This is a genomic window from Pseudomonas sp. GW822-FHT03F08 (assembly GCF_058801265.1).
The window spans coordinates 684465-710382 of the sequence record NZ_JBXANC010000002.1; the positions used below are offsets into that span (position 1 = coordinate 684465).

Annotated in this window: 25 protein-coding genes and 3 tRNA genes; 18 read left to right on the forward strand and 10 right to left on the reverse strand. The window is 58.8% G+C overall.

The window, feature by feature from the left end:
* Positions 1-57: 57 nt before the first annotated feature.
* The 6 genes from AC1RME_RS06925 to AC1RME_RS06950 all read left to right on the forward strand — a co-directional run bounded on the left by AC1RME_RS06925 (position 58) and on the right by AC1RME_RS06950 (position 3874).
* The gene (locus AC1RME_RS06925) at positions 58-1086 is read left to right on the forward strand and encodes a DNA topoisomerase IB (RefSeq protein WP_096821555.1); all 1029 of its coding nucleotides are present in this window, start codon (positions 58-60) and stop codon (positions 1084-1086) included.
* A gap of 93 nt (positions 1087-1179) precedes the next feature.
* Complete coding sequence (locus AC1RME_RS06930) at positions 1180-1410, forward strand: hypothetical protein (RefSeq protein WP_096821557.1); 231 nt, start codon at positions 1180-1182, stop codon at positions 1408-1410.
* A gap of 120 nt (positions 1411-1530) precedes the next feature.
* The gene (locus tag AC1RME_RS06935; RefSeq protein WP_085730787.1) at positions 1531-1761 is read left to right on the forward strand and encodes a hypothetical protein; all 231 of its coding nucleotides are present in this window, start codon (positions 1531-1533) and stop codon (positions 1759-1761) included.
* 85 nt (positions 1762-1846) lie between these two features.
* On the forward strand, positions 1847-2131 hold the full coding sequence (locus AC1RME_RS06940; RefSeq protein ID WP_096821558.1) for a hypothetical protein: 285 nt from the start codon (positions 1847-1849) through the stop codon (positions 2129-2131).
* A gap of 113 nt (positions 2132-2244) precedes the next feature.
* Complete coding sequence (locus AC1RME_RS06945) at positions 2245-2916, forward strand: TetR/AcrR family transcriptional regulator (RefSeq protein WP_096821560.1); 672 nt, start codon at positions 2245-2247, stop codon at positions 2914-2916.
* Between the two features lie 118 nt (positions 2917-3034).
* A complete protein-coding gene (locus AC1RME_RS06950; protein ID WP_096821562.1) occupies positions 3035-3874 on the forward strand; it encodes an NAD(P)H-binding protein in 840 nt (279 codons plus the stop codon).
* Positions 3875-4069: 195 nt separating this feature from the next.
* On the opposite strand, the gene AC1RME_RS06955 is transcribed toward AC1RME_RS06950, so the two are convergent.
* The 8 genes from AC1RME_RS06955 to AC1RME_RS06990 form a co-directional block, all read right to left on the reverse strand.
* Positions 4070-4309, reverse strand: a complete 240-nt coding sequence (locus AC1RME_RS06955; protein ID WP_096821563.1) for a YceK/YidQ family lipoprotein — start codon at positions 4307-4309, stop codon at positions 4070-4072.
* A gap of 208 nt (positions 4310-4517) precedes the next feature.
* Positions 4518-4604: transfer RNA gene (locus AC1RME_RS06960), tRNA-Leu, on the reverse strand.
* 194 nt (positions 4605-4798) lie between these two features.
* Positions 4799-4872, reverse strand: a tRNA-Cys gene (locus tag AC1RME_RS06965).
* A gap of 47 nt (positions 4873-4919) precedes the next feature.
* Positions 4920-4995 (reverse strand) — tRNA-Gly (locus AC1RME_RS06970).
* 60 nt (positions 4996-5055) lie between these two features.
* Entirely contained in the window at positions 5056-5616 is a 561-nt protein-coding gene (pgsA, locus tag AC1RME_RS06975) for a CDP-diacylglycerol--glycerol-3-phosphate 3-phosphatidyltransferase (RefSeq protein WP_085730785.1), read from the reverse strand.
* 32 nt (positions 5617-5648) lie between these two features.
* Complete coding sequence (uvrC, locus tag AC1RME_RS06980; RefSeq protein ID WP_096821565.1) at positions 5649-7472, reverse strand: excinuclease ABC subunit UvrC; 1824 nt, start codon at positions 7470-7472, stop codon at positions 5649-5651.
* Positions 7473-7474: 2 nt separating this feature from the next.
* Complete coding sequence (gene gacA, locus AC1RME_RS06985) at positions 7475-8116, reverse strand: response regulator transcription factor GacA (protein WP_032829778.1); 642 nt, start codon at positions 8114-8116, stop codon at positions 7475-7477.
* 127 nt (positions 8117-8243) lie between these two features.
* On the reverse strand, positions 8244-8708 hold the full coding sequence (locus tag AC1RME_RS06990; RefSeq protein WP_096821612.1) for a GNAT family N-acetyltransferase: 465 nt from the start codon (positions 8706-8708) through the stop codon (positions 8244-8246).
* 184 nt (positions 8709-8892) lie between these two features.
* Here AC1RME_RS06990 and AC1RME_RS06995 point away from each other — a divergent pair, with 184 nt between their 5' ends.
* Together AC1RME_RS06995 and AC1RME_RS07000 are read left to right on the forward strand one after the other, a co-directional pair.
* Entirely contained in the window at positions 8893-9021 is a 129-nt protein-coding gene (locus AC1RME_RS06995; RefSeq protein ID WP_255261935.1) for a hypothetical protein, read from the forward strand.
* Positions 9022-9355: 334 nt separating this feature from the next.
* The gene (locus tag AC1RME_RS07000; protein ID WP_096821566.1) at positions 9356-10432 is read left to right on the forward strand and encodes a 3-deoxy-7-phosphoheptulonate synthase; all 1077 of its coding nucleotides are present in this window, start codon (positions 9356-9358) and stop codon (positions 10430-10432) included.
* A gap of 47 nt (positions 10433-10479) precedes the next feature.
* Here the strand turns inward: AC1RME_RS07000 and AC1RME_RS07005 are convergent, their stop codons facing one another.
* The gene (locus AC1RME_RS07005; protein ID WP_255261936.1) at positions 10480-11589 is read right to left on the reverse strand and encodes a hypothetical protein; all 1110 of its coding nucleotides are present in this window, start codon (positions 11587-11589) and stop codon (positions 10480-10482) included.
* A gap of 337 nt (positions 11590-11926) precedes the next feature.
* Between AC1RME_RS07005 and AC1RME_RS07010 the strand changes: the two genes are divergently transcribed.
* The 10 genes from AC1RME_RS07010 (at position 11927) to AC1RME_RS07055 (ending at position 24772) form a co-directional block, all read left to right on the forward strand.
* Entirely contained in the window at positions 11927-12796 is an 870-nt protein-coding gene (locus AC1RME_RS07010) for an esterase/lipase family protein (protein ID WP_096821567.1), read from the forward strand.
* 97 nt (positions 12797-12893) lie between these two features.
* Positions 12894-13175, forward strand: a complete 282-nt coding sequence (locus AC1RME_RS07015; RefSeq protein ID WP_041478733.1) for a peptidylprolyl isomerase — start codon at positions 12894-12896, stop codon at positions 13173-13175.
* 135 nt (positions 13176-13310) lie between these two features.
* Positions 13311-15179 carry an extracellular solute-binding protein gene (locus AC1RME_RS07020; RefSeq protein WP_096821568.1) on the forward strand — a complete coding sequence of 623 codons (1869 nt, stop codon included), beginning with the start codon at positions 13311-13313 and terminating at the stop codon, positions 15177-15179.
* The gene (locus tag AC1RME_RS07025; protein WP_096821570.1) at positions 15179-16240 is read left to right on the forward strand and encodes a microcin C ABC transporter permease YejB; all 1062 of its coding nucleotides are present in this window, start codon (positions 15179-15181) and stop codon (positions 16238-16240) included. Before AC1RME_RS07020 ends, AC1RME_RS07025 begins: the two co-directional genes overlap by 1 nt.
* Positions 16240-17262, forward strand: a complete 1023-nt coding sequence (locus tag AC1RME_RS07030; protein ID WP_096821572.1) for an ABC transporter permease — start codon at positions 16240-16242, stop codon at positions 17260-17262. The genes AC1RME_RS07025 and AC1RME_RS07030 overlap by 1 nt, the downstream gene beginning before the upstream one ends.
* 13 nt (positions 17263-17275) lie before the next feature.
* On the forward strand, positions 17276-18850 hold the full coding sequence (locus AC1RME_RS07035; RefSeq protein WP_102622255.1) for an ABC transporter ATP-binding protein: 1575 nt from the start codon (positions 17276-17278) through the stop codon (positions 18848-18850).
* 40 nt (positions 18851-18890) lie between these two features.
* Positions 18891-20306 carry a sigma-54 interaction domain-containing protein gene (locus AC1RME_RS07040; protein WP_096821575.1) on the forward strand — a complete coding sequence of 472 codons (1416 nt, stop codon included), beginning with the start codon at positions 18891-18893 and terminating at the stop codon, positions 20304-20306.
* A 274-nt stretch (positions 20307-20580) separates the two neighbouring features.
* Positions 20581-21972: a GntP family permease gene (locus AC1RME_RS07045; RefSeq protein ID WP_096821577.1), complete on the forward strand. Its 1392-nt coding sequence runs from the start codon at positions 20581-20583 to the stop codon at positions 21970-21972.
* A gap of 7 nt (positions 21973-21979) precedes the next feature.
* A complete protein-coding gene (gene hbdH, locus AC1RME_RS07050; protein WP_114883410.1) occupies positions 21980-22753 on the forward strand; it encodes a 3-hydroxybutyrate dehydrogenase in 774 nt (257 codons plus the stop codon).
* Positions 22754-22816: 63 nt separating this feature from the next.
* Complete coding sequence (locus AC1RME_RS07055) at positions 22817-24772, forward strand: acetoacetate--CoA ligase (RefSeq protein ID WP_493090829.1); 1956 nt, start codon at positions 22817-22819, stop codon at positions 24770-24772.
* A 6-nt stretch (positions 24773-24778) separates the two neighbouring features.
* Here the strand turns inward: AC1RME_RS07055 and AC1RME_RS07060 are convergent, their stop codons facing one another.
* Positions 24779-25888, reverse strand: a complete 1110-nt coding sequence (locus AC1RME_RS07060; protein ID WP_493090831.1) for a PilT/PilU family type 4a pilus ATPase — start codon at positions 25886-25888, stop codon at positions 24779-24781.
* Between the last annotated feature and the right edge of the window lie 30 nt (positions 25889-25918).

Sequence of the window (25918 nt, forward strand, 5' to 3'; positions counted from 1 at the left end):
TGTCATGGCATGCGGTCAATCGCTGTAACAGCCTGATTGCCGCCAAGGATTCCCGCCATGCCCGATACCGCGCTGACCGATGTGTTGCCTTCGGACCTGCATTACGTCGATGACACCCAGCCCGGGCTCACCCGCAAAAAGCTGCGCGGCAAGTTCTGCTACTTCGACACAGCTGGTCAGCGCATCAGTGATCCTGACGAAATCAAACGCATCAACGCGCTGGCCGTGCCTCCGGCTTACACCGATGTCTGGATCTGCGCAGACCCTCGCGGCCACCTGCAAGCCACCGGTCGCGATGCTCGCGGGCGCAAACAGTACCGTTATCACCCGCGCTGGCGCGAGGTCCGTGATGCCGACAAATACTCGCGACTGCGCGAGTTCGGCATCGCGCTGCCGAAGTTGCGCAAACAACTGGAAACACTGTTGGCGGCGCCAGGGTTCAGTCGCGACAAAGTCATGGCCACGGTGATCACTTTGCTCGATGCCACGCTGATCCGCGTCGGCAATACCCAATACGCGCGGGACAACCGGTCGTACGGACTGACCACCCTGCGCAGCCGACATGTCGAGGTCAACGGCAGCGCGATCCTGTTCCAGTTTCGCGGCAAAAGCGGTGTCGAACATCAGATCACGGTGAAGGACCGACGCCTGGCGCGGATCATCAAGCGCTGCCTGGAAATCCCGGGGCAGAATCTGTTCCAGTATCTGGATGAACATGGCGAGCGGCACACCGTCAGCTCTTCAGACGTCAACACCTACCTGCAAACCCTGACCGGTGCGGACTTCACCGCCAAGGACTACCGAACCTGGGCCGGCAGCGCCCTCGCCCTGGCAGTGTTGCGGGAGTTGCAATGGGAATCGGAAACCGAAGCCAGGCGGCATGTGGTGGAGATGGTCAAGGGTGTGGCGCGGCAACTGGGGAACACGCCGGCGGTGTGCCGTAAATGTTATATCCACCCGGCCGTGGTGGAGCATTTCATGCTGGGCGCGCTGGCCGAGCTACCACGACCTCGGGTGCGCAAGGGGCTGCGCGCCGAGGAGGTTGCACTGGCCATGTTCCTGGAACGGATGACCACCCTGACCTGAGCGTCTGCAACCGACGAACTGACCTGCCTATTTTTTGCACGATTTGTCAGGGCTTCTATAGTTGATCTGACACGAATCAACTGCGGTGACGCCATGGAAGACATATTCGTCGTGAAGCGTTGCAACAAGATCATCATTCACGGTCGCCGCGCCGGAGAAAGTCTCCATGAACCTGCCGAAGCCACCGGTTGGTACCGCATCAGTGACACGCGTACCGGCGGCTTCATCGGGGATGGCTACGATCTGGAAGAGGACGCCCGGCGAGAATGCCTGCGGCTTAACGCCGCCAGCTCGCGGGTGACGGTCAGCGAGTCTTCGGGCTGATAGCTGTCATTTACGGGTCTATACTCAAACCAGCTGAAGGAGCAGCGCCCCAACGGCAGAGAGCTCGCGCTTCGCGGGCTTTTTGCTGCCTCAGAGCGGTTTCCTGAACGGAGGTGTTCCATGTCCGAAAGAGAGTCCATCACCACTCTCCTCACCTTGCTCGATGCCCGGGAGGCACGCCTCGCCGCGGCCTGCAAAGAGATCGCCGACTGGGTCGATCATCAAGGCGGGCACCCGACCGCCCTGCGCATTCGCGATCGTTTGAACGACATCGAAAAAGATGCTCCGCTGATTCGCAGCACCCTGTCGTCGCTCAAACCTGTCGACCGGCCGCTGCCACGCTTCAGGTGATCCGCTGATTGGCGCAATGCTGCAAAAAAGAACGTCCTTGGTGGTGAGAGGTCAAACCCTCTACACGTCACCAAGGAGGCGTCTCATGGTCATTCACTTCAAAGTCGACGGGCATCTGGCCTGTGGTCACAAGGGTAACAACCTCAGTGCCAGCCCCGAGCTCAATCGCGTCAAATGCCGCAGCTGCCGCAATACAGATGCTTATAAAAACGCACGCAAAGACCAGCGAAATGCAGCCCGTCGGCTCGCTCGCCATGCAAAAGCCACGCACCATGCATCCGGTTGGCGCTCGGAGTGGATCGAGCGTCTGACAGCGATGACTGGTCTCCAGCGCTTGCCAAGGGGCTTTACCGGGCAGGCCTTCGTCTAGACCGGTAACACAATGGGCCGTCTGTTCGGCCCATTCCTGTTGATGTGTTTATTACTGTGTAGCTCTGCCGATGCTATGGTGAGTCCTGTCGGTTCCAGTTTCGGTAACTCAGAGTGCAAGCATCCATTGATCCTGAAGAAAGCGTCGGGGCCTCCCCCTCACCTCGCCGCAATCCGTCGCAAAAACGCAGCCGTGAACGGCAGGAACGAATTCTCGGTGTGGCTACCCGGCTGATTGCCAGCAAGGGCAGCGATCAACTGAAGATGAGCGAAATCGCTGCACTCTGCGAGATATCCATTGGCTCTCTCTACCAGTATTTTCCTGACAAGAGTTCGATCATCCTCAGCCTCGCGCAGCGTTACAACGCCGAAAGCCGTCGCTGCATTCAGGTTGCTCTGGAGGCGGTCCACGATGCGCAATCGCTGGAAGTCGCTTATTCGGAACTGCTGGATCTGTACTACCAGATCATCACGGCAGAACCGGTCATGCGCGATATCTGGTCAGGTATGCAGGCTGACAAACAGCTGCTGGATCTGGAACTGCAGGAAAGTCGCATCGCGGCGCAAATGTTGACCCACGCGGTGCTGCGCGCCTTCCCTGATGCCAATGAACAACAAGTGAGCGATGGGGCTTTTCTGGTCTGGCAACTGGGTGAATCGACGATGCGCCTGGCCATTTCCTGCTCTGAGGCAGAAGGTAAGCGACTGGTCGAAACCTTCAAGCGCATGTCGCTTCGGGAAATACTGCATCCGGCCCTCGCCGACTCTCTCAATTCTTCGATCTAAATCCGTGACGTTCAACAAATGACCTGTCGTCGGCTGAGAGCAGGCGTTTCTTGACGGCATAACGTGAGCATCTATCGTATTTTTTGTGAGAGATGCTCACGTTAACAGAGAGATGATCATGACAAGCTCAGAAGCCCAACCCTTTCTGATACTCGGCGCTACCGGAAAAACCGGAAGCCGCATCAGCAAACGACTGATCGAAGAAGGACATCCGGTTCGACCAGGGTCGCGCAATGCACCCATCCCGTTCGATTGGGAGAATCCTTCAACCTGGAGCGCTGCTCTCACGGGTGTGCGCGCAGTCTATATCTCCTATCAGCCCGATCTCGCCATGCCCGGCGCCTTGGAAACCCTGCAGGCGTTCGTTTCGCTCGCCGTCAAGCACCACATCAAACACTTGGTACTGCTTTCAGGACGCGGAGAAATTGAAGCGCAAGAAGCTGAACGGATTGTGCAGAACAGCGGCATCGACTGGACAATTCTGCGAGCCAGTTGGTTTTTCCAGAACTTCAGCGAGGCACATTTCCTCGATCCGATCATCGAAGGTCAGCTCGTGCTTCCAGTCGGCAATGTCGCTGAGCCGTTTGTCGATGCGGAAGATATTGCCGAAGTCGCCGTGCAGGCACTCACCAAACCGGGTCATGCTGGAAAACTCTATGAACTGACCGGGCCACAAGCACTGACCTTCACTGAGGCAATACGGGAAATCAGCTCGGCAACAGGGCGCGATATCCAGTTCATACAAGTGCCGGCGGAGAGTTACCGCAAAGAACTTGAAAATGCGCAACTACCTGCGCCGTGGGTCGACCTGGTGCTTTATCTCTTCACCACTGTACTGGACGGGCGCAATACCGCTGTTGCCAATGGTGTGACGCAAGCGTTGGGACGGCCGGCGGCAGACTTCAGTGCTTATGCCAGACGTACGGCTTCGACTGGGGTCTGGAATGCTCGACCGTGAATGAAGGGCGGATGTTTTTGTGGCACAAAAAAAGGCTTGCATGAAGAACTTCATACAAGCCTTTATATTCGATGTGACAGAAGCCGGGTCAGAACCAGCGACTCTCAAGAGAGCTCAATCGGTTCGTATGCCACACCGTCCAGTGATTGACATCCAGGTCGAAACCTCATCCCGATACGGAGGCATTCCAGCAAATCAGAGGTTACAGCTGTACTGATACTCAAAGGGGAAAAATACCGTATCGACCACTAATGAAAACGGTGCGTCTATGAGTAAAAACGGAATCAACTTTCCTTTGGATGCACCCACCGCCCACCAATCAAACCGCACTCCGATATAGGGGCATCGATGCTCGTCGTAATCCATCCGCATGGCGGTTGCTGCACAACCACTCAGACTGGCGATCAACACCAGTAAAACTGCTTTGCGAAACACGTAACGTCCTTATTACATCATCGATGGAGACTGAATGCTCCTGCCCCACCTCTCAGTTGACCGCGATAGCGACGAGGTTGAACAGCACGATCCGAATGGCAGGGAAAAGGTCATGACAACAAGATCAATCAGGGTTGAGATCAAAATTGCGACCCAGAAACAAACAAGGGTTTGCATCAGCTTTCGCCCGCAAACCCTTGATTCAAGATGGTGCCCGAAGCCGGAATCGAACCGGCACGCCCTTACGAGCGGGGGATTTTAAGTCCCATGCGTCTACCAGTTTCGCCATTCGGGCGGTAGCGCGATACTGCGTTGCCCTGATGTCGGTTCACAATCCTGACAGATTGCTGCCCGTACAGCAGAGGGGGAAATATATACATCACTCCCCCGTGAAGCAAGTTGGCAAAGGCCGTTTTAAAGACTAAATCTTTCAGCACGATGCAATAAAAAAAGCTCCGTAAATCATGGATCTACGGAGCTTATTTATAGTGGAGGCCGAGGTCGGAATCGAACCGGCGTAGGTGGATTTGCAATCCACTGCATAACCATTTTGCTACTCGGCCTCAAAAACATTTGCTGTCAGTAGCGCAACAACAAACGCTGTAAAACTTGGAGCGGGAAACGAGACTCGAACTCGCGACCCCGACCTTGGCAAGGTCGTGCTCTACCAACTGAGCTATTCCCGCTTGGTGTGGCGCATTCTATAGAAATCAGAAGCGCCGTCAACCCCTTGATTCAAAAAAGTTTTATTTCTTTTCAACATCGGTCTTCAGATGCGGCCAGGCAGCCCGAAGGTATTGAACCATCGACCACAAGGTCAGGCCTGCAGAAACCATCAGCAACGTGTAACCGATGAAAACCCAGAAGCTGAAAACCTTGGGGTTGGCCAGAAGAATCACCAGTGCAAGCATTTGCGCAGCGGTTTTCCATTTGCCCAGGTTCGATACAGCCACATGAGCCCGCGCACCAAGTTCGGCCATCCACTCACGCAACGCCGAAACGACGATCTCGCGACCGATGATGACGGCCGCCGGCAACGTGAGCCACAGGTTGCCGTGTTCCTGCACCAGCAACACCAGTGCAACAGCAACCATCAGTTTGTCAGCGACAGGATCCAGAAACGCTCCAAACGGAGTGCTTTGCTCCAGGCGTCGCGCCAGATAACCATCCAGCCAGTCCGTTGCTGCCGCGAAGGCAAAGACCGAACTTGAGGCCAGATAACTCCACTGGTAAGGCAGATAGAACAACAAAATGAAGATCGGGATGAGCAGGACACGGAGAACGGTAATCAGATTAGGGATATTCATCGGCACAACTGGCTACGAGGTGAATGGGCATTCTACTCACTATGCAGGTTTGCATAAATCGACTCTGCTAGCTTTTTGCTGATCCCCGGCGCTTTGGCGATCTCTTCGATGCTTGCACGAGACAGCTCCTGCAATCCACCAAAATGTTTCAACAAGTCCCTGCGCCGAGTCGGCCCCACGCCCGCCACGCCTTCCAGCGTCGACGTACGACGGGTTTTGCCACGGCGCGCACGGTGTCCAGTGATCGCAAAGCGGTGAGCTTCGTCACGAATCTGCTGAATCAGGTGCAACGCCGGAGAGTCGCCACGCAACGTGAATTCGTGCGCGGCATCATTCAGATACAAAGTCTCGAACCCAGCCTTGCGCGTCGCACCTTTCGCAACGCCCAGCAGGATCAGATCCGGCACGGCCAGTTCGTTGAGCACATCTCGCGCCATCGACAACTGCCCTTTGCCGCCGTCCACCAACAGAATGTCCGGCAACTTGCCCTCACCGTCCTTCAGCTTGCTGAAGCGCCGGGTCAACGCCTGGTGCATGGCGGCATAATCATCACCCGCCGTCACGCCTTCGATGTTGTATCGGCGGTAATCCGATTTGATCGGCCCTTCTGGCCCGAATACCACACAGGACGCAACGGTTGCCTCGCCGCTGGAATGACTGATGTCGTAGCACTCCAGGCGCTGCGGCGGCTCGTCCAGTTTCAGTACCTCGGCCAATGCCTCGAAACGGGCCGCAACGTGCTGACGGTTGGCCAGCCTCGCACCCAGCGCCTGTTCGGCATTGGTCACGGCCAGTTGTTGCCAGCGCGCCCTTGTACCGCGAACCCGATGACTGATGGACAGTTCGCGACCGCGCAGCTCCTGGATCGCTTCGATCAACGTGGGGAAGTCTTCATGGACGACATTGACGATCAGTTCACTGGGCAAATCCCGCTCGGGACTGCTGATGAAATACTGGCCAAGAAACGCAGCCATGACTTCGGCAACGTCTTCCTCAATCCCGACCTGCGGGAAAAAGTTCTTGCTGCCCAGAACCCGCCCTCCCCGCACGCTGATCAAATGCACGCAGGCGCCACCGGGGTTGACGAAGGCTGCGATCACATCGATATCGCCAGTCCCGCCTTCCATGCTCTGCTGATCCTGAACCCGACGCAGCAATGCAATCTGGTCGCGCAGCTCCGCAGCGCGCTCGAACTCGAGATTGATTGCAGCCTCTTCCATCGCCGTGGACAGTTCATTTGTCAGTGCATGACTGCGCCCCTCGAGGAACATCACCGAGTGCCGCACGTCTTCGGCGTACACCTCGGGCTCGACCAGCCCGACACAGGGAGCCTTGCAGCGCTTGATCTGGTACTGCAGGCAAGGACGCGTCCGGTTCTTGTAGTAGCTGTCTTCGCACTGACGCACGAAGAAAGCCTTTTGCAGAAGGCTGAGGCTTTCGCGGATTGCCCCGGCACTCGGGTAAGGCCCGAAGTACTTGCCCTTGGCCTTCTTGGCACCGCGATGAATGCTCAGGCGAGGGAATTGTCCGTCAGACAGAAACACATACGGATAAGACTTGTCGTCGCGCAACAGGATGTTGTACGGCGGCCGCCACTCCTTGATCAGCGTCTGCTCAAGCAGCAGGGCTTCGGTTTCGTTAGCGGTAATGGTCGTTTCGACCTGGGCGATTCGCCCGACCAGCGCGGCGGTTTTGGGTGCCAGTCCGGTTTTTCGAAAGTAACTGGCCAGGCGCTTCTTCAGATTCTTGGCCTTGCCGACGTACAACAGACGCGCATCGCTGTCGAACATGCGGTAAACGCCGGGGCGCCCGCTGACAGTCGACAGGAAGGCGCCGGAATCGAATGTTTCAGTCATGGTCAGAGGCTGGCATCAACCATGCCGTGACGAACTGCCAGAAGCGTCAGCTCGACATCACTGCTGATCGAAAGCTTCTCGAAAATGCGGTAACGGTAGGTGTTTACGGTTTTTGGCGACAGGCACAATTTGTCGGAAATGATCTGCACCTTCTGGCACCCGACAATCATCAAGGCAATCTGGATTTCGCGCTCCGACAAGGCATCGAACGGAGAATCGTTGGTTGGCTGGAAGGACTTGATCGCCAGTTGCTGGGCAATCTGCGGACTGATGTAGCGCTGACCGGCAAAGACCAGGCGGATGGCCTGTACCATTTCCGGCAATCCAGCACCCTTGGTCAGGTAACCCGCGGCTCCCGCCTGCAGCAATCGGGTAGGAAACGGATCTTCTTCGCACACGGTGACTGCAACCACCTTGATGTCCGGATGGCTGCGCAACAGTTTGCGCGTGGCTTCCAGGCCGCCGATGCCAGGCATCTTGACGTCCATCAGCACCACGTCTGGCTTCAGCTCACGGGCCTTGATAAGGGATTCTTCCCCGGACTCGGCCTGGCCAACCACTTGCAGGCCATCGATATCGGCCAGCATCCGTGTAATGCCCGTACGAACGAGATCATGGTCATCGACCACTAGCACCCTAATCAAGCAGACACCTCGCGATATGGTCTTATTGGGATGCCGGACACCTTAGCAAAAAGTGCCAGACAGACCTAGCGGCAAGCAGCATATAAAAAGTTTCAATTCATCATTCAGGGCTTGCCGGCCGTGCGTTTCAGAGCACACGTGTACTGAATTCGAGATGCATCCTCAGGAAACACTCGTCCTCGCCCTGCACAACCATTCCCTTTCTGCGATACAGGTTTTGCGCCGGATTGTTCTTGAACACTGTCAGACGCAATGCCGGGCGACGTTCAAGGTGCGCAATTGCAACAATCTGATCGATCGCCCAGGAACCTGCACCTTGTCCCTGAAATCCCCCGCAGACCTGTAACTCGCGAATGTACAACGCGCGGGCATCACGACTGAGGCTGAAATAACCTACTGGCCTGCCTTCGCATTCGATCATCCAGTTTTCGCGCCCGGCCCAGGCGATATCGAAAGCTTCGTCCTGCCACAGCAGATCGTAGCTGATGTAATAGCGGAGCATGTTCTGGCAAGTGATTTCTCGCGTAAACGACAGGTCATCGGTCGTCGCCGGTCGCAAATGAAACCTTGTTTGCACATCCACCACCTTCATGCCTTGCCCTCCCCTGATGCCAACCTCGACGCGACTCAACCTTGAACCGCTGAAAACGGCAGAGTGTGTCATAGCTTGCCGAAGGCTCAACCGATAGAGGACGTCTTGTACCTTCAATAGCATTTTCTGATTGCTGACGCGCATCAGGCTCTAGTAAGCTCGGCGCATTCATCGGAGACACATCATGTTCAACGCCCTTGCACAGCTTCTTGCCACCAGCGCCCAGCGCTCGGTTGCGGCTGCGCGCGTGAACAACATTTGCGCTCCAGCCAGCTTTTATTTTGGGTATTGGTTTAGCCACTGGCGCGCCTGATACCCACACGGCGCCCATATAGACGGGTCGCCTACCAGAGAATTCTCAACCCCCGGTCGGCCTCCCGACCGGGGGTTTTGTTTTTTCAGGCCCTGAACTTTCAGCGACACACCAGACATTTGAGGAATCACGACATGAACTACGCCACTTATTACCGCTACGACAGTTTTACCGCCTGGCGATTTAGCAGCCTCCGCTCGGGACAGCCTGCCGCCTCCGATCGGTCACCCACAGGTGGCAAGCCAACACATGTAGCCAATACGGCCAACTGTCGAACACCCCAATAGGGCCGAGTCGGCGGGAAAGACCCGCGACCAGCCCAGGAAGACCGAATATGAACTCGTCCGTTTCTGCTCTGCCACTGTCCACCCTGAACCCGGCCAACGAAGTATTGACCCTGCGTCTGCCCAGTTCGCTGCAACTCAAGCAGCAATTGCCCCTGAGCAATGCCTTGAACCAGCAGGTTGCCAATCACCGCCAGGCCATCCGCGCCATTCTCAACGGCGAAGACCACCGTTTGCTGGTCGTTGTCGGCCCTTGCTCCATTCACGATCCCGAATCAGCGCTCGAATACGCCGAAAAACTTGCCCGACTGGCCAACGACGTCAGTCAGGAAATGCTGCTCGTGATGCGTGCCTACGTCGAAAAACCCCGCACCACCGTCGGCTGGAAGGGTCTCGCTTACGATCCCCATCTGGACGGCAGCGACGACATGGCCGCCGGCCTGACGTTGTCACGCGAACTGATGCTGGAAATGATCCGCCTCGGCCTGCCTGTTGCCACCGAACTTCTGCAACCCATGGCTGCTGGCTACTTCGACGACCTGCTCAGTTGGGTTGCCATCGGTGCGCGGACAACCGAATCACAGATTCATCGCGAGATGGCCAGCGGACTCAGCATGCCGGTCGGCTTCAAGAACGGCACCGATGGCGGCGTATCCATTGCCGTCGACGCAATGCGCTCAGCGGCTCATCCACATCGCCATTTCGGCGTAGACAGCCAGGGTCATCCGGCAATCATCCCGACTTCGGGCAACCCGGACACGCACCTGGTCCTGCGCGGCGGCCATCAAGGGCCGAACTACGACCGCGCCAGCGTGTCCCGAATCCATACCGAGCTGAACCGCCTGAAAATCCCGAGCCGGATCATGGTCGATTGCAGTCACGCCAACAGCGGCAAGGACCCTCTGCGTCAGCCGGAAGTATTCAACGATGTGCTGGAACAACGCCTGCAAGGCGACCGCTCACTGGTCGGCATGATGATCGAGTCGCACCTGTTCGAAGGATGCCAGCCTCTGAGCGAGTCGTTGCGTTACGGCGTTTCCGTGACCGATGGCTGCCTGGGCTTCAGTGCCACGGAACACCTGCTGCTCAATGCAGCCGACCGCCTTCGGACACAACCTCTGCCTTGATTGCAAAAGCAGCCTTCCGTAGCAGATACGCGCGGAAGGCTGTTTGATCATTCCTGTACGTGCAACAAGACACCCTCGGAAACCTGGCTGACATCGTCCAGTCGCTCGACGGAATAAGACACACGCACGACCGTATTGATGTGTTCACGCCAGAATCGATGGGGAACGATAAAGACGATCGGCTCAACTTCCATCCCGCTGCCGATTTCCCGATCATCACGATGAAAGAAGAACTCTCCATCGCACTTGAGATAAACCAGCTCTCCAACCTCCAGCTGCGCATTGCCGATCACCACACTGACACCGTCAATCGTGTCCTTTACGTCGAGCACGCTGCCTTCCGCCTCCAACACTTGTGGCGCGGCCAGTTCGCCCCGCACCAGCGGAGCAATGTTGACTCGCGTAACCCCTGACTCACGAATCGCACCACTTTTCTGTTCTATGCAGTACTGAACCACCACCTCTCCACCCAGGTGCGGGGCGATGAATTGTGGGTTGACACCGAATACCAGCGACTCTCCAACAGCAAAGGATTCGACGATCAGACAGTCCCGAAAGGAAGCGTGCTGTACGGGACCTTGCCAGATCAACGCCACCCGGTCTCCCGCTGTCATTCCGGCGTAAGGCTGCAGGGTGACCGTGGTTCCATCGATGACACGCGCAGGCTCAAGACTCCCTCCGACAGCATCATCAATGATGGCCGGCAGCAGACTGTAACGAACATCTCCGACATCCAGTCGTTCTCGAGCGGAGGTCACCGGCATCGGCCTTGAAGCGCTGGTCAATGTCCAGAAGACCTCCAGTGAACCGCCGTCCAATGCCGCGATGTGAGGGTTTCTGACGACAAATACAATTTCCTTTCCCAACTGGGCTTCGCTGATGAATCGAACGCCTTCGTTTCGGTACGGCATGCCCTCGATATCAAGACCGTGCCAGCTCAATACCACCCTGTCGCCGCAAGCCATATCGGGATAAGGCGCAATCCGCACGACGACCTTGTTCCGCGAGGGATCAAGAACCGCATCCTCCACAGCGTCGAGGGTGACTGCGGGCAGTGAGTCAACCGGCTCATGACTGCAAGACTGCCCGGATGACTCGATCATTGTTGCGACCAAAGCGTTGCCTTGCGTTGCTTCCTGCGCGTTCTGCGTATTCATTCGTAGCTCCATTCCCTGGAAATACCCTGCAGCTGGCTTGCTGCGTCGAAGAGCCTCTATTCAAGCCGCTTCATCAACAATTTAATGTCGTCCGTTCGCTGTGCAGAACGCGGGCAAGTGCATCACATGAAGTAGGCAACGGCAGGAAAAACACATGGGGCAACGCAGGAGATGTCCAAATATTCCGATCCGGATTTCATACATCAGGGAAGTTTCCTTCAGGCGCTGATCCAGTTTCGGGCGGTGAACCGGGACTCTTCATGCATCGTGAGCTCCACGACTGTTTTAGAGTGGCACCGTGCAAATATCGATGAACTTCTGCGATCAAGGATGAAAAATGCAACGAAATACCACAACTCTTTATCCCATCCTGCTGGTGCACGGTCTGTTCGGATTCGAGCGGATCGGCCCTTTTGAGCTGTTCCACGACGTCAAACAGGCGCTGAAGGCCGTCGGCGTGCAGGTGTTCGTGCCGCACCTGTCAGCCATTCATGACAATGAAGTACGAGGCAAACAACTGCTCGGGCAGATTGATTCTGTGCTCAGAGGCACAGGTGCGAGCAAAGTCAACCTGATCGGTCATAGTCAGGGCGCATTGGCGGCTCGCTATGCCGCAGCGGTTGCCCCGCAAAGGGTTGCTTCCGTGACTTCGGTCAGTGGACCGAACCACGGCTCGGAGCTCGCGGATTTCTTGCGCAAGGCACTGATTCCCGGAAGGTTGCCAGAGAGCGTCGCGCAGAATGTGGCCACGCTGTTTTCCGACCTTCTATGCCTGCTCGGTGGAACCACAGTCCTGCCGAAAAATGCGCTGGCCGCATTGAATGCACTGACGACCGTAGGGGTCGGGGATTTCAATGACAAATATCCGCAAGCCCTGCCAGAGAGCTGGGGCGCGCAGGGAGCCGAACGGGTCAATGGCGTCCGCTACTATTCCTGGAGCGGCGTTGTGCCGGAAATGAATCTGCAAACATTCGATCCCGTTCATCGCATTTGCCGGGCGCTGTCGCAGTACTTCATCACCGAGCCCGGCCAGAACGACGGGATTGTCGGCCGCTTCAGCTCTCATCTGGGCACCGTGATCCGTTCCGACTACCCATTTGATCACTTGCGCAGCTTGCGTCGGGCCTCCGGTGAGCCTGCCGGCTCAGCCGATTCAATCCAGTTGTACGTCGAGCACGCCTTGCGCCTGCAGGCAGCTAATCTCTGAGAGCCGGCCTCAGACAGCCGAACGGAACTTTGCCGAGAAATCGGCCACTGAATCCGGTAGGCTCCACCCTTTACTGATTTGATTGGAGATTTTTCCCATGGCTAAAGCCACCGCCCGCCACATCCTGGTTTCCAGCGAAGACAAGTGCAACGAACTCAAGGCCCAGATCGAAGCCGGCGCCGATTTCGCTGAAGTCGCCAAAGCCAACTCCACCTGCCCGTCCAGCCGTCAGGGCGGTGATCTGGGCTCGTTCGGCCCGGGCCAGATGGTCAAGGAATTCGATACCGTGGTTTTCAGCGCCCCGATCAATGTCGTCCAGGGCCCGGTCAAGACCCAGTTCGGTTATCACCTGCTGGAAGTCACCAGCCGTCAGGACTGATCCTTCGTCCGCTGAGCTGTGTAACGGCCCGCCAGATGGCGGGCCGTTGTGTTTTGGTTACACCACGCGACTGGCGAACAGCGCTGCGCTCGCGTACAAATTGCGCTTATCGATTACCCGGCTCTAAGGCTGACAATGCGACTGGCTTTCTCCACTTTGATGTTCACTGCCGTGGCTCTGCTGATGAGCGCCGCCGGTGTGAGCGCTGCACCGCAGCATGCTTTGACCGTTTACGGCGAACCGGCAAAGTATCCGGCCAATTTCAGTCACTTCGACTACACCAATCCGCAGGCCCCCAAGGGCGGAACGATGCGCCGCTCGGCGATCGAAATCGGTCACTTCGACCATGTCCTGCCCTACATCGACAAAGGCATCGGCGTCACCCAGATCGATGGCCTGCTGTATTCCCCGCTGGCCCAGCGTTCGATGGACGAGCCCTACACCGTCTACGGACTGGTGGCACAAAAGATGGAGCGTTCCGAGGACGGTTTGTCCCTACGCTTCTTCATCAACCCCAAGGCACGCTTCGCCGACGGCAAACCGATCACAGCCGAAGACGTGCGCTACACCTACGACTTGCTGATGACCCAGGGCAGCCTGCGCTATCGCACCCAGTTCGCCGACGTCAAAGGCGTCGAAGTCGAGGCGCCGCTCACCGTGCGCTTCGATTTCAAAAGCAATGAAAACCGCACCTTGCCGCTGGATATCGCAACCCTGCCGGTGTTTCCCGAGCATTGGTGGAAGACCCGGGATTTCGCTGGCGGTGGCGGCTATGAACCTCCGCTGGGCAGCGGCCCGTACCGAGTCGGAAAAGTCGACTCCGGACGCAGTATCACCTTCGAGCGCAATGGCGACTGGTGGGGCAAGGACTTGCCGGTCAGCCGCGGGCTCTACAATTTCGATCACTTCAGCATCGAGTACTTCGGCGACACCGATGTCGCCCGCCAGGTGTTGCGCGGCGGCGCCTACGACTACAACCGCGAATTTTCCGCTACCGGCTACTCGATCGGCTACGACAGCCCGGCCCTGAGCGACGGGCGCCTGCAGAAGGCTCACCTGGCAACCGAGGCGCCGCAATCGGCCCAGGGCTTCGTGTTCAACCTGCAAAAGCCGATGTTCCAGGACCGCCGCGTACGTCAGGCCCTGGCCATGCTCTGGGACTTCGAATGGAGCAACCGGCAGATGATGCGCAACATGTACATCCGCCAGCAGAGTTACTTTTCCAACAGCGCCCTCGCGGCCAGTGAACTGCCAGACGCCGCCGAACTGAAGATCCTTGAACCACTGCGCGGACAAATCCCCGACGAGGTATTCACGAAGGTCTTCGAGGCACCGAAAACCGACGGCAGCGGCCTGATCCGTGACAAGCAGCTTCAGGCACTGGAGCTGCTGGAACAGGCTGGCTGGAAACCCGACGGCGACCAATTGGTCAACGCGCAGGGCGAGCCGCTGAGCTTCACCTTCCTGGTCAGCCAGAACGGCATGGACCGACTGCTGTTGCCCTACAAGCGCACGCTGAAACAGATCGGCATCAACCTCGACATCCGCCGCATCGACTCCTCGCAATACGTCAACCGACTGATGAGCCGCGACTACGACATGATTGTCACGGGCTACCCGGTCACCACATCGCCCGGTGGTGAGCTGCTCAACTACTTCGGGTCCGCCTCGGCCAACGATCCTGGCGCCAACAACTATATGGTGCTGAAAAACCCGGCAGTCGACACCTTGATCAACGGTCTGATCCGCGCCTCGACCCAGCCAGATATGCTGCATTACGCCCACGCGCTGGACCGGGTGCTGCAATGGAACTACTACTGGATCCCCAATTATTACCCGCCCGGCACCTCGACCGTCTGGTGGAACCGCTTCGGCATCCCGACCGTGCAGGCGAGCAATGACGAAGCGATCGAGAGCTGGTGGGAAATCAGCAGCACGCCGCTGACCAACCAGCAGATGACGGCCGAGAAGATCAGCCGTGGCAGACCCGGAGGGCCGCACTGATGTGGGCTTACATACTGCGGCGCCTGCTGCTGATCATTCCGACGCTGGTGATCATTCTGCTGGTCAACTTCGTGATCATCCAGGCCGCCCCTGGCGGTCCGGTGGAACAGGCCATCGCTCATTTGCAAGGCATCGGTGGCGCCAATGTCGGCGGTGGTGCAAGCGAAACCATGAGCAGCACCTCCCGCGCCAGCCGGGGCCTTGATCCGCAGCTGATCAAGGACATCGAAAAACAGTACGGCTTCGACAAACCGGCCCATGAACGCCTGTGGCTGATGCTCAAGAACTATGCGCAGCTGGATTTCGGCAAGAGCTTCTTCCGGGGCGCCACGGTCACCGACCTGATCCTGCAGAAAATGCCGGTGACCATTTCCCTCGGGCTGTGGGCGACGCTGATCACCTATCTGGTGTCGATCCCGCTGGGCATTCGCAAAGCCGTGCACCACGGCAGTCATTTCGATATCTGGAGCAGTACGGCGATCATCATCGGTTACGCGATGCCGGCGTTTCTGTTCGCGATGTTTCTGATCGTTGTGTTTGCCGGCGGTACGTCGCTGAACTGGTTTCCGGTGCGCGGGCTTGTTTCGGACAACTTCGAGTCGCTGTCGACGCTGGGCAAGGTTGCCGACTACTTCTGGCACCTTGTTCTGCCGGTCACTGCACTGGTGATTGGTGGCTTCGCGACCCTGACCATCCTCACCAAGAACTCGTTCCTCAATGAAATCACCCGTCAGTACGTGGTCACCGCCCGCGCCAAAGGCCTGAGCGAACGCCGGGTGCTGTATGGCCATGTGTTTCGCAACGCGATGTTGCTGGTGGTGTCGGGCATCCCCCAGGCGTTCATCAGTGTGTTCTTCGCCGGCTCGTTGCTGATCGAGGTGATTTTCTCCCTCGACGGCCTTGGGCGCATGAGCTACGAAGCGGCCGTATCCCGCGACTATCCGGTGGTGTTTGGTTCGCTGTTCATCTTCACCCTGTTCGGCCTCCTGATAAAACTGATCGGCGACCTGTGCTACACGCTGGTCGATCCGCGCATCGACTTCGCCGCGAGGAATGCCTGATGTTCAAGCTCTCGCCTCTGGGCCGTCGCCGTTTCGAACGCTTCAAGAAAAACCGTCGGGGCTGGTGGTCGCTGTGGTTGTTCATTGGTCTGTTCGTGATCAGCCTCGGTGGCGAACTGATCGCCAACGACAAACCGCTGGTCGTCAGCTATCAGGGCCAGTGGTATTTCCCGGTGTTCAAGCGCCACACCGAACAGGAATTTGGCGGCCAGTTGCCGTTCCAGGCCGATTACCGCAGCGACTACGTCCAGAACCTGATTCGCAAGGACGGTGGCTGGTTGCTGTTTCCGCCGATCCCGTTCAGTGATGACACACCGAACTACGACCTCAACAAACCGGCGCCGAGCCCACCGACTTCGGTCAACTGGCTGGGCACCGACGATCAGGCGCGGGACGTGCTGGCACGGGTGATTTTCGGCGCGCGAGTGTCGATCCTGTTCGCGCTGATGCTGACCTTTGTCAGCGCCCTGATCGGCATCACGGCCGGCGCCCTGCAAGGCTATTACGGTGGCTGGATCGACTTGCTCGGTCAGCGTCTGCTCGAAGTCTGGTCGGGGCTGCCGGTGCTGTACCTGCTGATCATTCTGTCGGGGTTTGTCGAGCCGAACTTCTGGTGGCTGCTGGGGATCATGGCACTGTTTTCATGGCTGGCGCTGGTGGATGTGGTGCGGGCCGAATTCCTGCGCGGGCGCAACCTCGAATACGTCAAGGCTGCGCGGGCGCTGGGCCTGACCGACCGCAAGGTGATCTTCCGGCACATCCTGCCCAATGCGATGAATGCCACGTTGAGCTACCTGCCGTTCATTCTGACCGGGGCCATTTCCACCCTGACCGCGCTGGATTTCCTGGGTTTCGGCATGCCCGCCGGCAGTGCATCGCTGGGCGAGTTGATCGGCCAGGGCAAACAGAACCTGCAAGCACCGTGGCTGGGATTGACGGCGTTTTTCACCCTCGCGTTGATTCTGTCCTTGTTGGTATTCATCGGCGAAGCGTTGCGCGATGCCTTTGACCCGCGCTCATGAACGGATCCTTGAAATGACTGACAACCTGATCGAAATCCGTGACCTCAGCGTCGCCTTCAATGGCCAGACCGTGGTGCGCAATCTGTGCCTGGACATCCGCCCCGGCGAGTGTCTGGCACTGGTCGGCGAGTCGGGGTCGGGCAAATCGGTGACAGCCCACTCGATCCTGCAACTGCTCCCGGACAGCGAAGCCCAGACCACCGGCAGCATTCGCTATCGCGGCCAGGAGCTGGTGGGAGCTGATCCCAAGACCTTGCGCGACTTGCGGGGCAACCGCATCGCGATGATCTTCCAGGAGCCGATGACCTCGCTCAACCCGCTGCACACCATCGAAAAGCAGATTGGCGAAACCCTGCTGCTGCACCGAGGCCTGGGCGGTAAAGAGGCGCAGAAACGCATTCTCGAACTACTCGAACTGGTGGGCATCCAGAAACCGAAAGAACGGTTGAAGGCTTACCCCCACCAATTGTCCGGCGGCCAGCGACAACGCGTCATGATCGCCATGGCCCTGGCCTGCGAACCGGAACTGTTGATCGCCGACGAGCCGACCACGGCCCTGGACGTCACCGTGCAGCGCAAGATCCTGGTGCTGCTCAAATCCCTGCAGCAACGACTTGGCATGTCACTGCTGCTGATCAGCCACGATCTCAATCTGGTGCGCAGCATCGCCCAGCGGGTGTGCGTGATGAAGGCCGGGGAAATCGTCGAGCAGGCACCGTGCGAAACCCTGTTTACAGAGCCGAAACACCCCTATAGCTGCGTGTTGCTCAATGCTGAACCTGAGGGTGAAGCGCTTCCCCGGGATGAACGGGAAAACGTGCTGGAAGTTGAAGATCTGCGGGTCGACTTCGCGGTCGGCGGCGGGCTGTTCCAGCGCAAGCAATACCTGCGTGCCGTTGACGGTATCAGCCTGAACATCCAGCGTGGCAAAACGTTGGGCATCGTCGGTGAATCCGGCTCGGGCAAGTCAACGCTGGGTCAGGCAATCCTGCGCTTACTCGATTCCGAAGGCAGCATCCGCTTTCAGGGCCAGTCCCTCGATGACCTGAACCAGAAGCAAATGCGCCCGTGGCGCCGGCAGATGCAGGTGGTGTTTCAAGACCCCTTCGGCAGCCTCAGCCCGCGCATGTCGGTGGCACAGATCATCAGCGAAGGGCTGGAGGTACACTGCCAGTCCACCGCCGACGAGTGCGACGCCCAGGTGATCCGTGTGCTCAAGGAAGTCGGCCTCGACCCCGACAGCCGTCATCGCTACCCCCACGAATTTTCCGGTGGCCAGCGTCAGCGCATCGCCATTGCCCGGGCACTGGTGCTCAAACCGGCGCTGATCCTGCTCGACGAACCGACCTCCGCACTGGATCGCACCGTGCAGAAACAGGTGGTCGCCCTGCTCCGCCAGCTTCAGGAAAAACATGGCCTGACGTACCTGTTCATCAGCCACGACCTGGCGGTGGTCAGGGCACTGGCCCACGACATGATCGTGATCAAGGACGGCAAAGTGGTCGAACGCGGCGCCAGTCACGACGTGTTCGACTCGCCGCAGCATCCCTATACCAAAGAGCTGTTGGCGGCGGCGCATCCGGGATAGGCATAATCGCGCCACCTGACTTCCGCCAATGGACGCCGCCATGAACACCACTGAAAGCCTCAAGGATTACCAACGGGTTCGCACACTGGCGATCCGTTCGTTGTTCGAGATCATCGAGCAATCCAGTGAGGGCACGGTGATTGTCGACCGCGACGCCAACATCGTCTGGATGAACGAGCGCTATGCCCGGCGCTTCGGGCTCGACTCTGCGGCCGGCGCCATCGGCAAACCCTGTGAAAGCGTGATCCCCGGCAGTTTGCTGCGCGAAGTGGTGCGCACCGGGCGACCGATTCTGCTGGACATGCAGGACACGCCGAAAGAGCCGCTGGTGGTGATGCGCCTGCCGATCCATGACGACGCCGGATCGGTGATCGGCGCCATCGGCTTCGCCCTGTTCGATGAACTGCGCAGCCTGTCGCCGATGCTCAAGCGCTACCTGAGCATGCAGGAAGAACTGGCCTCGACCCGTTCGCTGCTGCGCGCCCGCCAGACCAAATACAACTTCGCCCACTTCATCGGCACCAGCGCGGCCAGCCTGGAAGTCAAACGCCGTGCCCGCCGCAGCGCGAGTGCGGAGTCACCGGTTCTGCTGCTGGGCGAGACCGGCAGCGGCAAGGAATTGCTGGCCCAGGCGATCCACGGCGCTTCGCCCCGGGCGCACAAGGCGTTCGTAAGCATCAACAGTGCGGCGATTCCCGAAGCGCTGCTCGAAGCCGAATTCTTCGGCACCGCGCCCGGCGCCTTCACCGGTGCAGACCGCAAGGGCCGCACCGGCAAATTGCAGATTGCTCAGGGCGGGACGCTGTTTCTCGACGAAATCGGCGACATGCCGCTGCCACTGCAAAGCAAGTTGTTGCGGGTGCTTCAGGAAAAAGAATTCGAACCCGTAGGTTCCAACGACGTGATCCAGAGCGATGTGCGGGTGATTGCCGCGACGTCGACGGATCTGGAGGCGGCGATCAAGCGCGGTGAGTTCCGCGCCGACTTGTACTACCGGCTCAATGTACTGCCGATTCAGGTGCCGCCGCTGCGTGAGCGTCTGGACGATCTGCCGGCACTCAGTGAGGCGATTCTTGAAGAGCTGCGCAGCCAGCATGAACTCAATCGCGAAGCCCTGGAGCTGCTGGGGCAGCACGCCTGGCCGGGGAACATTCGCGAGTTGCGCAACGTGCTGGAACGAGCGGCGTTGCTCAGTGATGACTTGATGCTGACAGCGAGCGACATTCGCACTGCGATTGGTACGTTTACGCCGGTCGAGCGGGCATCGACGTCAGTGTCAGAGCCAACAGGCAACGAGACCTTCAGCCAGGCTCGGGAGCGTTTTGACCGGCAGTTGATTCAATCGACCCTCGCGCAATGCGGGGGCAAGGTGATTGAGGCGGCTGAGCGTTTGGGGCTTGGGCGTTCGACGCTGTACAAGAAGATGATTGCGCTGGGGATTGCTGAGTCTCAATAGAGAGACACAAATCTCCATAAAGGGACGAGATCGAAAACTTCGCGAGCAGGCTCACTCCCACAGGGAAAAACGTCCAACTGTGAGAGCGGGCTTGCCCGCGAAGTCGCCCGCCCAGACATAAAAGTCTCAAAACAGAGACAAAACCTTCAAAATCGATAACCGAAATCAAATTAAATCCATATATTTCAGTAACTTAACCAACTGGCACAGTTCTCGCTAAAGCCCCTTCCCACACCCGTTTCACCCACAAAAATAACAATCGAAGGAGCACACCATGAGTGTGATCATCGCCTTGGCAGCCCTCGCGCTGCTGATGCTCGCGGCCTACCGTGGCTACAGCGTTATCCTTTTTGCCCCGATCGCCGCCCTCGGCGCCGTCCTGCTCACCGACCCGTCCGCCGTCGCCCCAGCCTTCACCGGGGTGTTCATGGAGAAAATGGTCGGCTTCATCAAACTCTACTTTCCCGTATTCCTGCTCGGCGCCGTGTTCGGCAAGCTGATCGAGCTGTCGGGTTTCTCCCGTTCGATTGTCGCGGCAGCCATTCGCTTGCTCGGCACCCGTCAGGCGATGCTGGTGATCGTGCTGGTCTGCGCCCTGCTCACCTACGGCGGCGTATCGCTGTTCGTGGTGGTGTTTGCGGTCTATCCGTTCGCAGCGGAAATGTTCCGCCAGAGCAACATTCCCAAGCGCCTGATCCCGGCGACCATCGCCCTCGGCGCGTTCTCGTTCACCATGGACGCCCTGCCCGGCACACCACAGATCCAGAACATCATTCCCAGCACCTTCTTCAACACCACCGCGTGGGCGGCGCCCTGGTTGGGCCTGATCGGCACGATTTTCGTGTTCTGCGCCGGCATGCTGTTCTTGCAGCGTCAACGCAACAAGGCTCAGCGCGCCGGCGAAGGCTATGGCACCGAACTGCGCAATGAACCGGAAACTGCCGAAGATCTGAAGCTGCCGAACCCGTGGCTGGCGCTGTCGCCACTGCTCGCGGTGGGTATCATGAACCTGCTGTTCACCCAGTGGATTCCGCAGTGGTACGGCAAGACCCACAGCCTCGCGCTGCCGGGCATGGCCGCGCCGGTAACCACCGAGATCGCCAAACTCACGGCGATCTGGGCGGTGCAGGCAGCCTTGCTGGTGGGCATCCTGATGGTGCTGGCGTTCGGTTTTCAGGCGATTCGCAGCAAGCTTGCCGAAGGCAGCAAAAGCGCGGTCAGCGGTGCACTGCTGGCGGCGATGAACACGGCGTCTGAATACGGTTTCGGCGCGGTCATCGCCTCGTTGCCGGGTTTTCTGGTGCTGGCCGACTGGCTCAAGAGCATTCCCAATCCGCTGGTCAACGAAGCGATCACCGTGACCCTGCTGGCCGGTATCACCGGTTCCGCCTCGGGTGGCATGAGCATCGCCCTGGCAGCGATGTCCGAACAGTTCATCAACGCCGCCCACGCCGCCAACATTCCGCTCGAAGTGCTGCACCGCGTGGCCGCCATGGCCAGCGGTGGCATGGACACCCTGCCGCACAATGGCGCGGTAATCACGTTGCTGGCGGTCACCGGCCTGACCCACCGTGAAGCCTACAAAGACATTTTCTGTATTACGCTGATCAAGACCCTGGCGGTTTTTGTGGTAATCGGCACTTTCTACGCCACTGGCATTGTGTGAGGTATTCATGACGACTCTTTCTGGCAAGACCGCACTGGTCACCGGCTCCACCAGCGGCATCGGACTGGGCATTGCGCTGACGCTGGCCAAGGCCGGCGCCAACCTGATCCTCAACGGCTTTGGCGATGCTTCGAAGGTGATTGCCGAAGTCGAGCAGTTCGGCGGCAAGGTCGGCCATCACCCGGCAGACGTCAGCAGCCCTGAACAGATCGCCGACATGATCGCCTACGCCGAGCGCGAGTTCGGTGGCGTGGACATTCTGGTCAACAACGCCGGCATCCAGCACGTCGCGGCGGTTGAAGAGTTTCCGGTGGAGCGTTGGGACTCGATCATCGCCATCAACCTGTCGTCGGTGTTTCACAGTACCCGCCTGAGCCTGCCGGGCATGCGCGCCAAGGGCTGGGGACGGATCGTCAACATTGCCTCGGTACACGGTCTGGTGGGCTCCACCGGTAAGGCCGCGTATGTAGCGGCCAAACATGGCGTGATCGGCCTGACCAAAGTGGTCGGCCTGGAAACCGCCGCCAGCAATGTCACCTGCAACGCCATCTGCCCGGGCTGGGTGCTGACACCGCTGGTGCAGAAGCAGATCGACGATCGCGCGGCGAAGGGTGTCGACCCGCAGCAGGCGCAGCACGACCTGCTCGCCGAGAAACAGCCGTCGCTGGAGTTCGTCACGCCTGCGCATCTGGGTGAACTGGTGCTGTTTCTGTGCAGCGAGGCCGGCAGTCAGGTGCGTGGTGCGGCGTGGAATATCGATGGCGGGTGGCTCGCGCAGTAAGCGTTCAACTGATCGCTCCCACATTGCAGTGGGAGCTTTCTGACAAACAATAAGAGGCAAACCATGTCCGACATCCTCTGGCAGCCTGATGCCAAACGCATTGCCCGGTCCCGCATGGACGGCTTCCGGCGCTTTATCAATCAGCGCCATCATCTGCACCTCGACGACTACCCTGCCTTGCACCGATGGTCCATCGACCAGCGCGAAGCCTTCTGGCAAGCAATCGTGGACTTCTTCGGTATCTGTTTTCACACCCAGCCCGATGCCGTTTTGCGTGAGGGCCTGCAGATGCCGGGCGCCGAATGGTTTCCCGGCGCCACCCTGAACTTCGCCGAACACCTGCTGAGTCGGCGCGACGATGCCGTCGCCGTGATTGCCATCGCGGAAAACGGCCAGCGTGAATTGTTGACCTGGGCCGAACTGGCCCAGCAAGTCGCCGGGTTCCAGGCCAGCCTGCAAGCGGCCGGTGTCGTGCTCGGCGACCGGGTCGCGGCGTGCATGCCCAACACCTGGCAAACCCTGGTGGCCATGCTCGCGACGACCAGCCTCGGCGCAATCTGGTCATGTTCCTCACCGGACTTTGGCACCCACGGCGTAATCGACCGCTTTGGCCAGATCGAGCCGAAAGTGCTGATCACCTGCGCCGGCTACCGTTACGCCGGCAAAGAGATCGACCAGACCGTCAAGATCAACGAAATCCTCGAACAGCTGCCGACCTTGCAGCAGTTGATCATCGTGCCGTACGCACGCCCTCACGCCCATGCCACGGATTACCGGACGCCCGCCAACGTCACGTTGTGGGACGACTTCTATGAACCGGGCGATGAACCGCAGTTCGTCCCGGTGCCATTCGCCCATCCGCTGTATGTGCTGTATTCCAGCGGCACTACCGGCGTGCCGAAGTGCATCGTCCACAGCACGGGCGGCGTACTGCTGCAACACGCCAAGGAGCACGGGTTGCATGTCGATCTGGGGCCCGGCGACCGGTTGTTCTACTACACCACCTGCGGCTGGATGATGTGGAACTGGCTGGTGTCCGCACTGGCGGTCGGCAGCGCAGTGGTGCTGTATGACGGCTCACCGTTTTATCCGGACAACCAGCGATTGCTGGAGCTGCTTGATGACGAACAAGTCAGCGTGTTCGGCACCAGCCCGAAATTCCTTGCGACCCTGGAAAGCAGTGGCATCAAGCCGCAAGAAAGTCATGACCTGAGTCACCTGAAAACCTTGCTCTGTACCGGTTCCGCGTTGTCGCCGCAGAGTTACGACTTCGTCTATCGCGACTTCAAACCCGACGTTTGCCTGTCCTCGATGTCCGGTGGTACGGACATCGTGTCCTGCTTCGTCAACGGCAACCCGCTGTCAGCGGTACGCCGGGGCGAGATCATGGGCAAGAGCCTGGCCATGGCGGTCGAAGTGTGGAACGACGCCGGGCAACCGGTGATCGGCGAAAAAGGCGAGCTGGTGTGTACCCGGCCATTCCCGGCGATGCCGATTGGATTGTGGAATGACCCGGACGGCGAGAAGTTGCGCAAATCCTACTTCAGCCAGTTCCCCGGCGTCTGGGCCCAGGGTGACTACGCCGAACAGTTGCCTCACGGCGGGATGCTGATCCACGGTCGCTCCGATGCAGTGCTCAATCCCGGCGGTGTGCGCATCGGCACAGCGGAAATCTACCGTCAGGTGGAAAAAGTCCCCGAGGTGCTGGACAGCGTCGCCATCGGCCAACAGTGGCAGGACGACGTGCGCGTGGTGCTGTTCGTGCGTCTCAAGGAGGGTGTAACGCTGGATGAGGCGCTGCAACAGCAGATCCGTCAGGTGATCCGCGCCAACACCACACCGCGCCATGTACCGGCGAAGATCGTCGCGGTCACGGACATTCCACGCACCATCAGCGGCAAAGTGGTGGAACTGGCCGTGCGTAACGTGGTGCACGGTGAACCGGTGAAAAACACCGATGCGCTGGCCAATCCTGAAGCGCTTGAGCAGTTCCGCAATCGGCTCGAGCTTCAGGACTGAACCGGCTCAATCCATCAGTCCCCACTCGCCGGTCGATGGCGGTGGGGACGGCACGGTATCAGCGTGCAGCTTCAGACGCAGGCGCAGGTTGTTCACCGAATCTGCGTTTTTCAGGGCCTCGTCTTCATCGATCACCCCTTCCGCCACCAGTGCAAACAACGCACCGTCAAACGTCTGCATACCCAGTTCCGCCGATTTTTCCATGATGGTTTTCAGCTCACCAAAGTCATTGCGCCGGATCAGATCGGCAATCGTCGGCGTACCGAGCATCACTTCTGCTGCCGCTCGCCGCTGCCCGTCCCGTGTTCGCACCAGACGCTGGGATACAAACACCTTCAGGTGATTGCCCAAGGCATGCAGCAATTGCGCGCGGCGCTCTTCGGGGAAGAAATTGATGATCCGGTCCAGCGCCTGATTGGCGTTGTTGGCATGCAACGTCGACAACACCAGATGCCCGGTTTCGGCGAATGCCAGCGCATGTTCCATGGTCTCGCGGTCGCGGATCTCGCCGATCAGCACCACGTCCGGTGCCTGACGCAGGGTGTTTTTCAGCGCCGCGTGAAAACTGCGGGTATCGACCCCGACTTCTCGCTGGTTGATGATCGATTTCTTGTGTCGATGGATGTATTCCACCGGGTCTTCAATGGTGATGATGTGCCCGCTGCTGTGGCGATTGCGATGATCGATCAGCGCTGCCAGCGAGGTGGACTTGCCCGAGTCGGTGGCGCCGACAAACAGGATAAGCCCCTGCTTGAGCATCACCGTTTCGAGCAGTACCGGCGGCAGCTTCAGGTCTTCGAATCGCGGGATGTCGAGTTTGACGTTGCGGATCACGATCGACACATCGTTGCGCTGTTTGAAGATGTTGACCCGGAAACGACCGATCCCGGTTCGGGAAATCGCCAGGTTCATTTCCAGATCCCGGTCGAACTCCCGGCGCTGCTCGGCGTCCATCAGGGAGGCGGCGACAGTCGCCACTTCGCCGGGCTTGAACGGCTGTTCGTTCAACGGTGTCAGCACGCCATCGAACCGCGCACTGGGTGGCGCCCCCGTGGACAGGAACAGATCTGAACCGTGGCGGTTGGCCAGTTGTTTGAGCAGTGCGTCGATTTCCATGGCAAAAAGCACCTGCGAAGCTTTCAATGA

What these genes read in the sequence shown, in the direction of transcription:
- AC1RME_RS06925 (WP_096821555.1), top strand. Translation starts at nt 58, where the DNA reads ATGCCCGATACCGCGCTGACCGATGTGTTGCCTTCGGACCTGCATTAC.
- AC1RME_RS06930 (WP_096821557.1), top strand. Translation starts at nt 1,180, where the DNA reads ATGGAAGACATATTCGTCGTGAAGCGTTGCAACAAGATCATCATTCAC.
- AC1RME_RS06935 (WP_085730787.1), top strand. Translation starts at nt 1,531, where the DNA reads ATGTCCGAAAGAGAGTCCATCACCACTCTCCTCACCTTGCTCGATGCC.
- AC1RME_RS06940 (WP_096821558.1), top strand. Translation starts at nt 1,847, where the DNA reads ATGGTCATTCACTTCAAAGTCGACGGGCATCTGGCCTGTGGTCACAAG.
- AC1RME_RS06950 (WP_096821562.1), top strand. Translation starts at nt 3,035, where the DNA reads ATGACAAGCTCAGAAGCCCAACCCTTTCTGATACTCGGCGCTACCGGA.
- pgsA (WP_085730785.1), bottom strand. Translation starts at nt 5,616, where the DNA reads ATGAATATCCCTAATCTGATTACCGTTCTCCGTGTCCTGCTCATCCCG.
- uvrC (WP_096821565.1), bottom strand. Translation starts at nt 7,472, where the DNA reads ATGACTGAAACATTCGATTCCGGCGCCTTCCTGTCGACTGTCAGCGGG.
- AC1RME_RS06990 (WP_096821612.1), bottom strand. Translation starts at nt 8,708, where the DNA reads ATGAAGGTGGTGGATGTGCAAACAAGGTTTCATTTGCGACCGGCGACG.
- AC1RME_RS06995 (WP_255261935.1), top strand. Translation starts at nt 8,893, where the DNA reads ATGTTCAACGCCCTTGCACAGCTTCTTGCCACCAGCGCCCAGCGCTCG.
- AC1RME_RS07000 (WP_096821566.1), top strand. Translation starts at nt 9,356, where the DNA reads ATGAACTCGTCCGTTTCTGCTCTGCCACTGTCCACCCTGAACCCGGCC.
- AC1RME_RS07005 (WP_255261936.1), bottom strand. Translation starts at nt 11,589, where the DNA reads ATGAATACGCAGAACGCGCAGGAAGCAACGCAAGGCAACGCTTTGGTC.
- AC1RME_RS07010 (WP_096821567.1), top strand. Translation starts at nt 11,927, where the DNA reads ATGCAACGAAATACCACAACTCTTTATCCCATCCTGCTGGTGCACGGT.
- AC1RME_RS07015 (WP_041478733.1), top strand. Translation starts at nt 12,894, where the DNA reads ATGGCTAAAGCCACCGCCCGCCACATCCTGGTTTCCAGCGAAGACAAG.
- AC1RME_RS07020 (WP_096821568.1), top strand. Translation starts at nt 13,311, where the DNA reads ATGCGACTGGCTTTCTCCACTTTGATGTTCACTGCCGTGGCTCTGCTG.
- AC1RME_RS07025 (WP_096821570.1), top strand. Translation starts at nt 15,179, where the DNA reads ATGTGGGCTTACATACTGCGGCGCCTGCTGCTGATCATTCCGACGCTG.
- AC1RME_RS07030 (WP_096821572.1), top strand. Translation starts at nt 16,240, where the DNA reads ATGTTCAAGCTCTCGCCTCTGGGCCGTCGCCGTTTCGAACGCTTCAAG.
- AC1RME_RS07035 (WP_102622255.1), top strand. Translation starts at nt 17,276, where the DNA reads ATGACTGACAACCTGATCGAAATCCGTGACCTCAGCGTCGCCTTCAAT.
- AC1RME_RS07040 (WP_096821575.1), top strand. Translation starts at nt 18,891, where the DNA reads ATGAACACCACTGAAAGCCTCAAGGATTACCAACGGGTTCGCACACTG.
- AC1RME_RS07045 (WP_096821577.1), top strand. Translation starts at nt 20,581, where the DNA reads ATGAGTGTGATCATCGCCTTGGCAGCCCTCGCGCTGCTGATGCTCGCG.
- hbdH (WP_114883410.1), top strand. Translation starts at nt 21,980, where the DNA reads ATGACGACTCTTTCTGGCAAGACCGCACTGGTCACCGGCTCCACCAGC.
- AC1RME_RS07055 (WP_493090829.1), top strand. Translation starts at nt 22,817, where the DNA reads ATGTCCGACATCCTCTGGCAGCCTGATGCCAAACGCATTGCCCGGTCC.
- AC1RME_RS07060 (WP_493090831.1), bottom strand. Translation starts at nt 25,888, where the DNA reads ATGGAAATCGACGCACTGCTCAAACAACTGGCCAACCGCCACGGTTCA.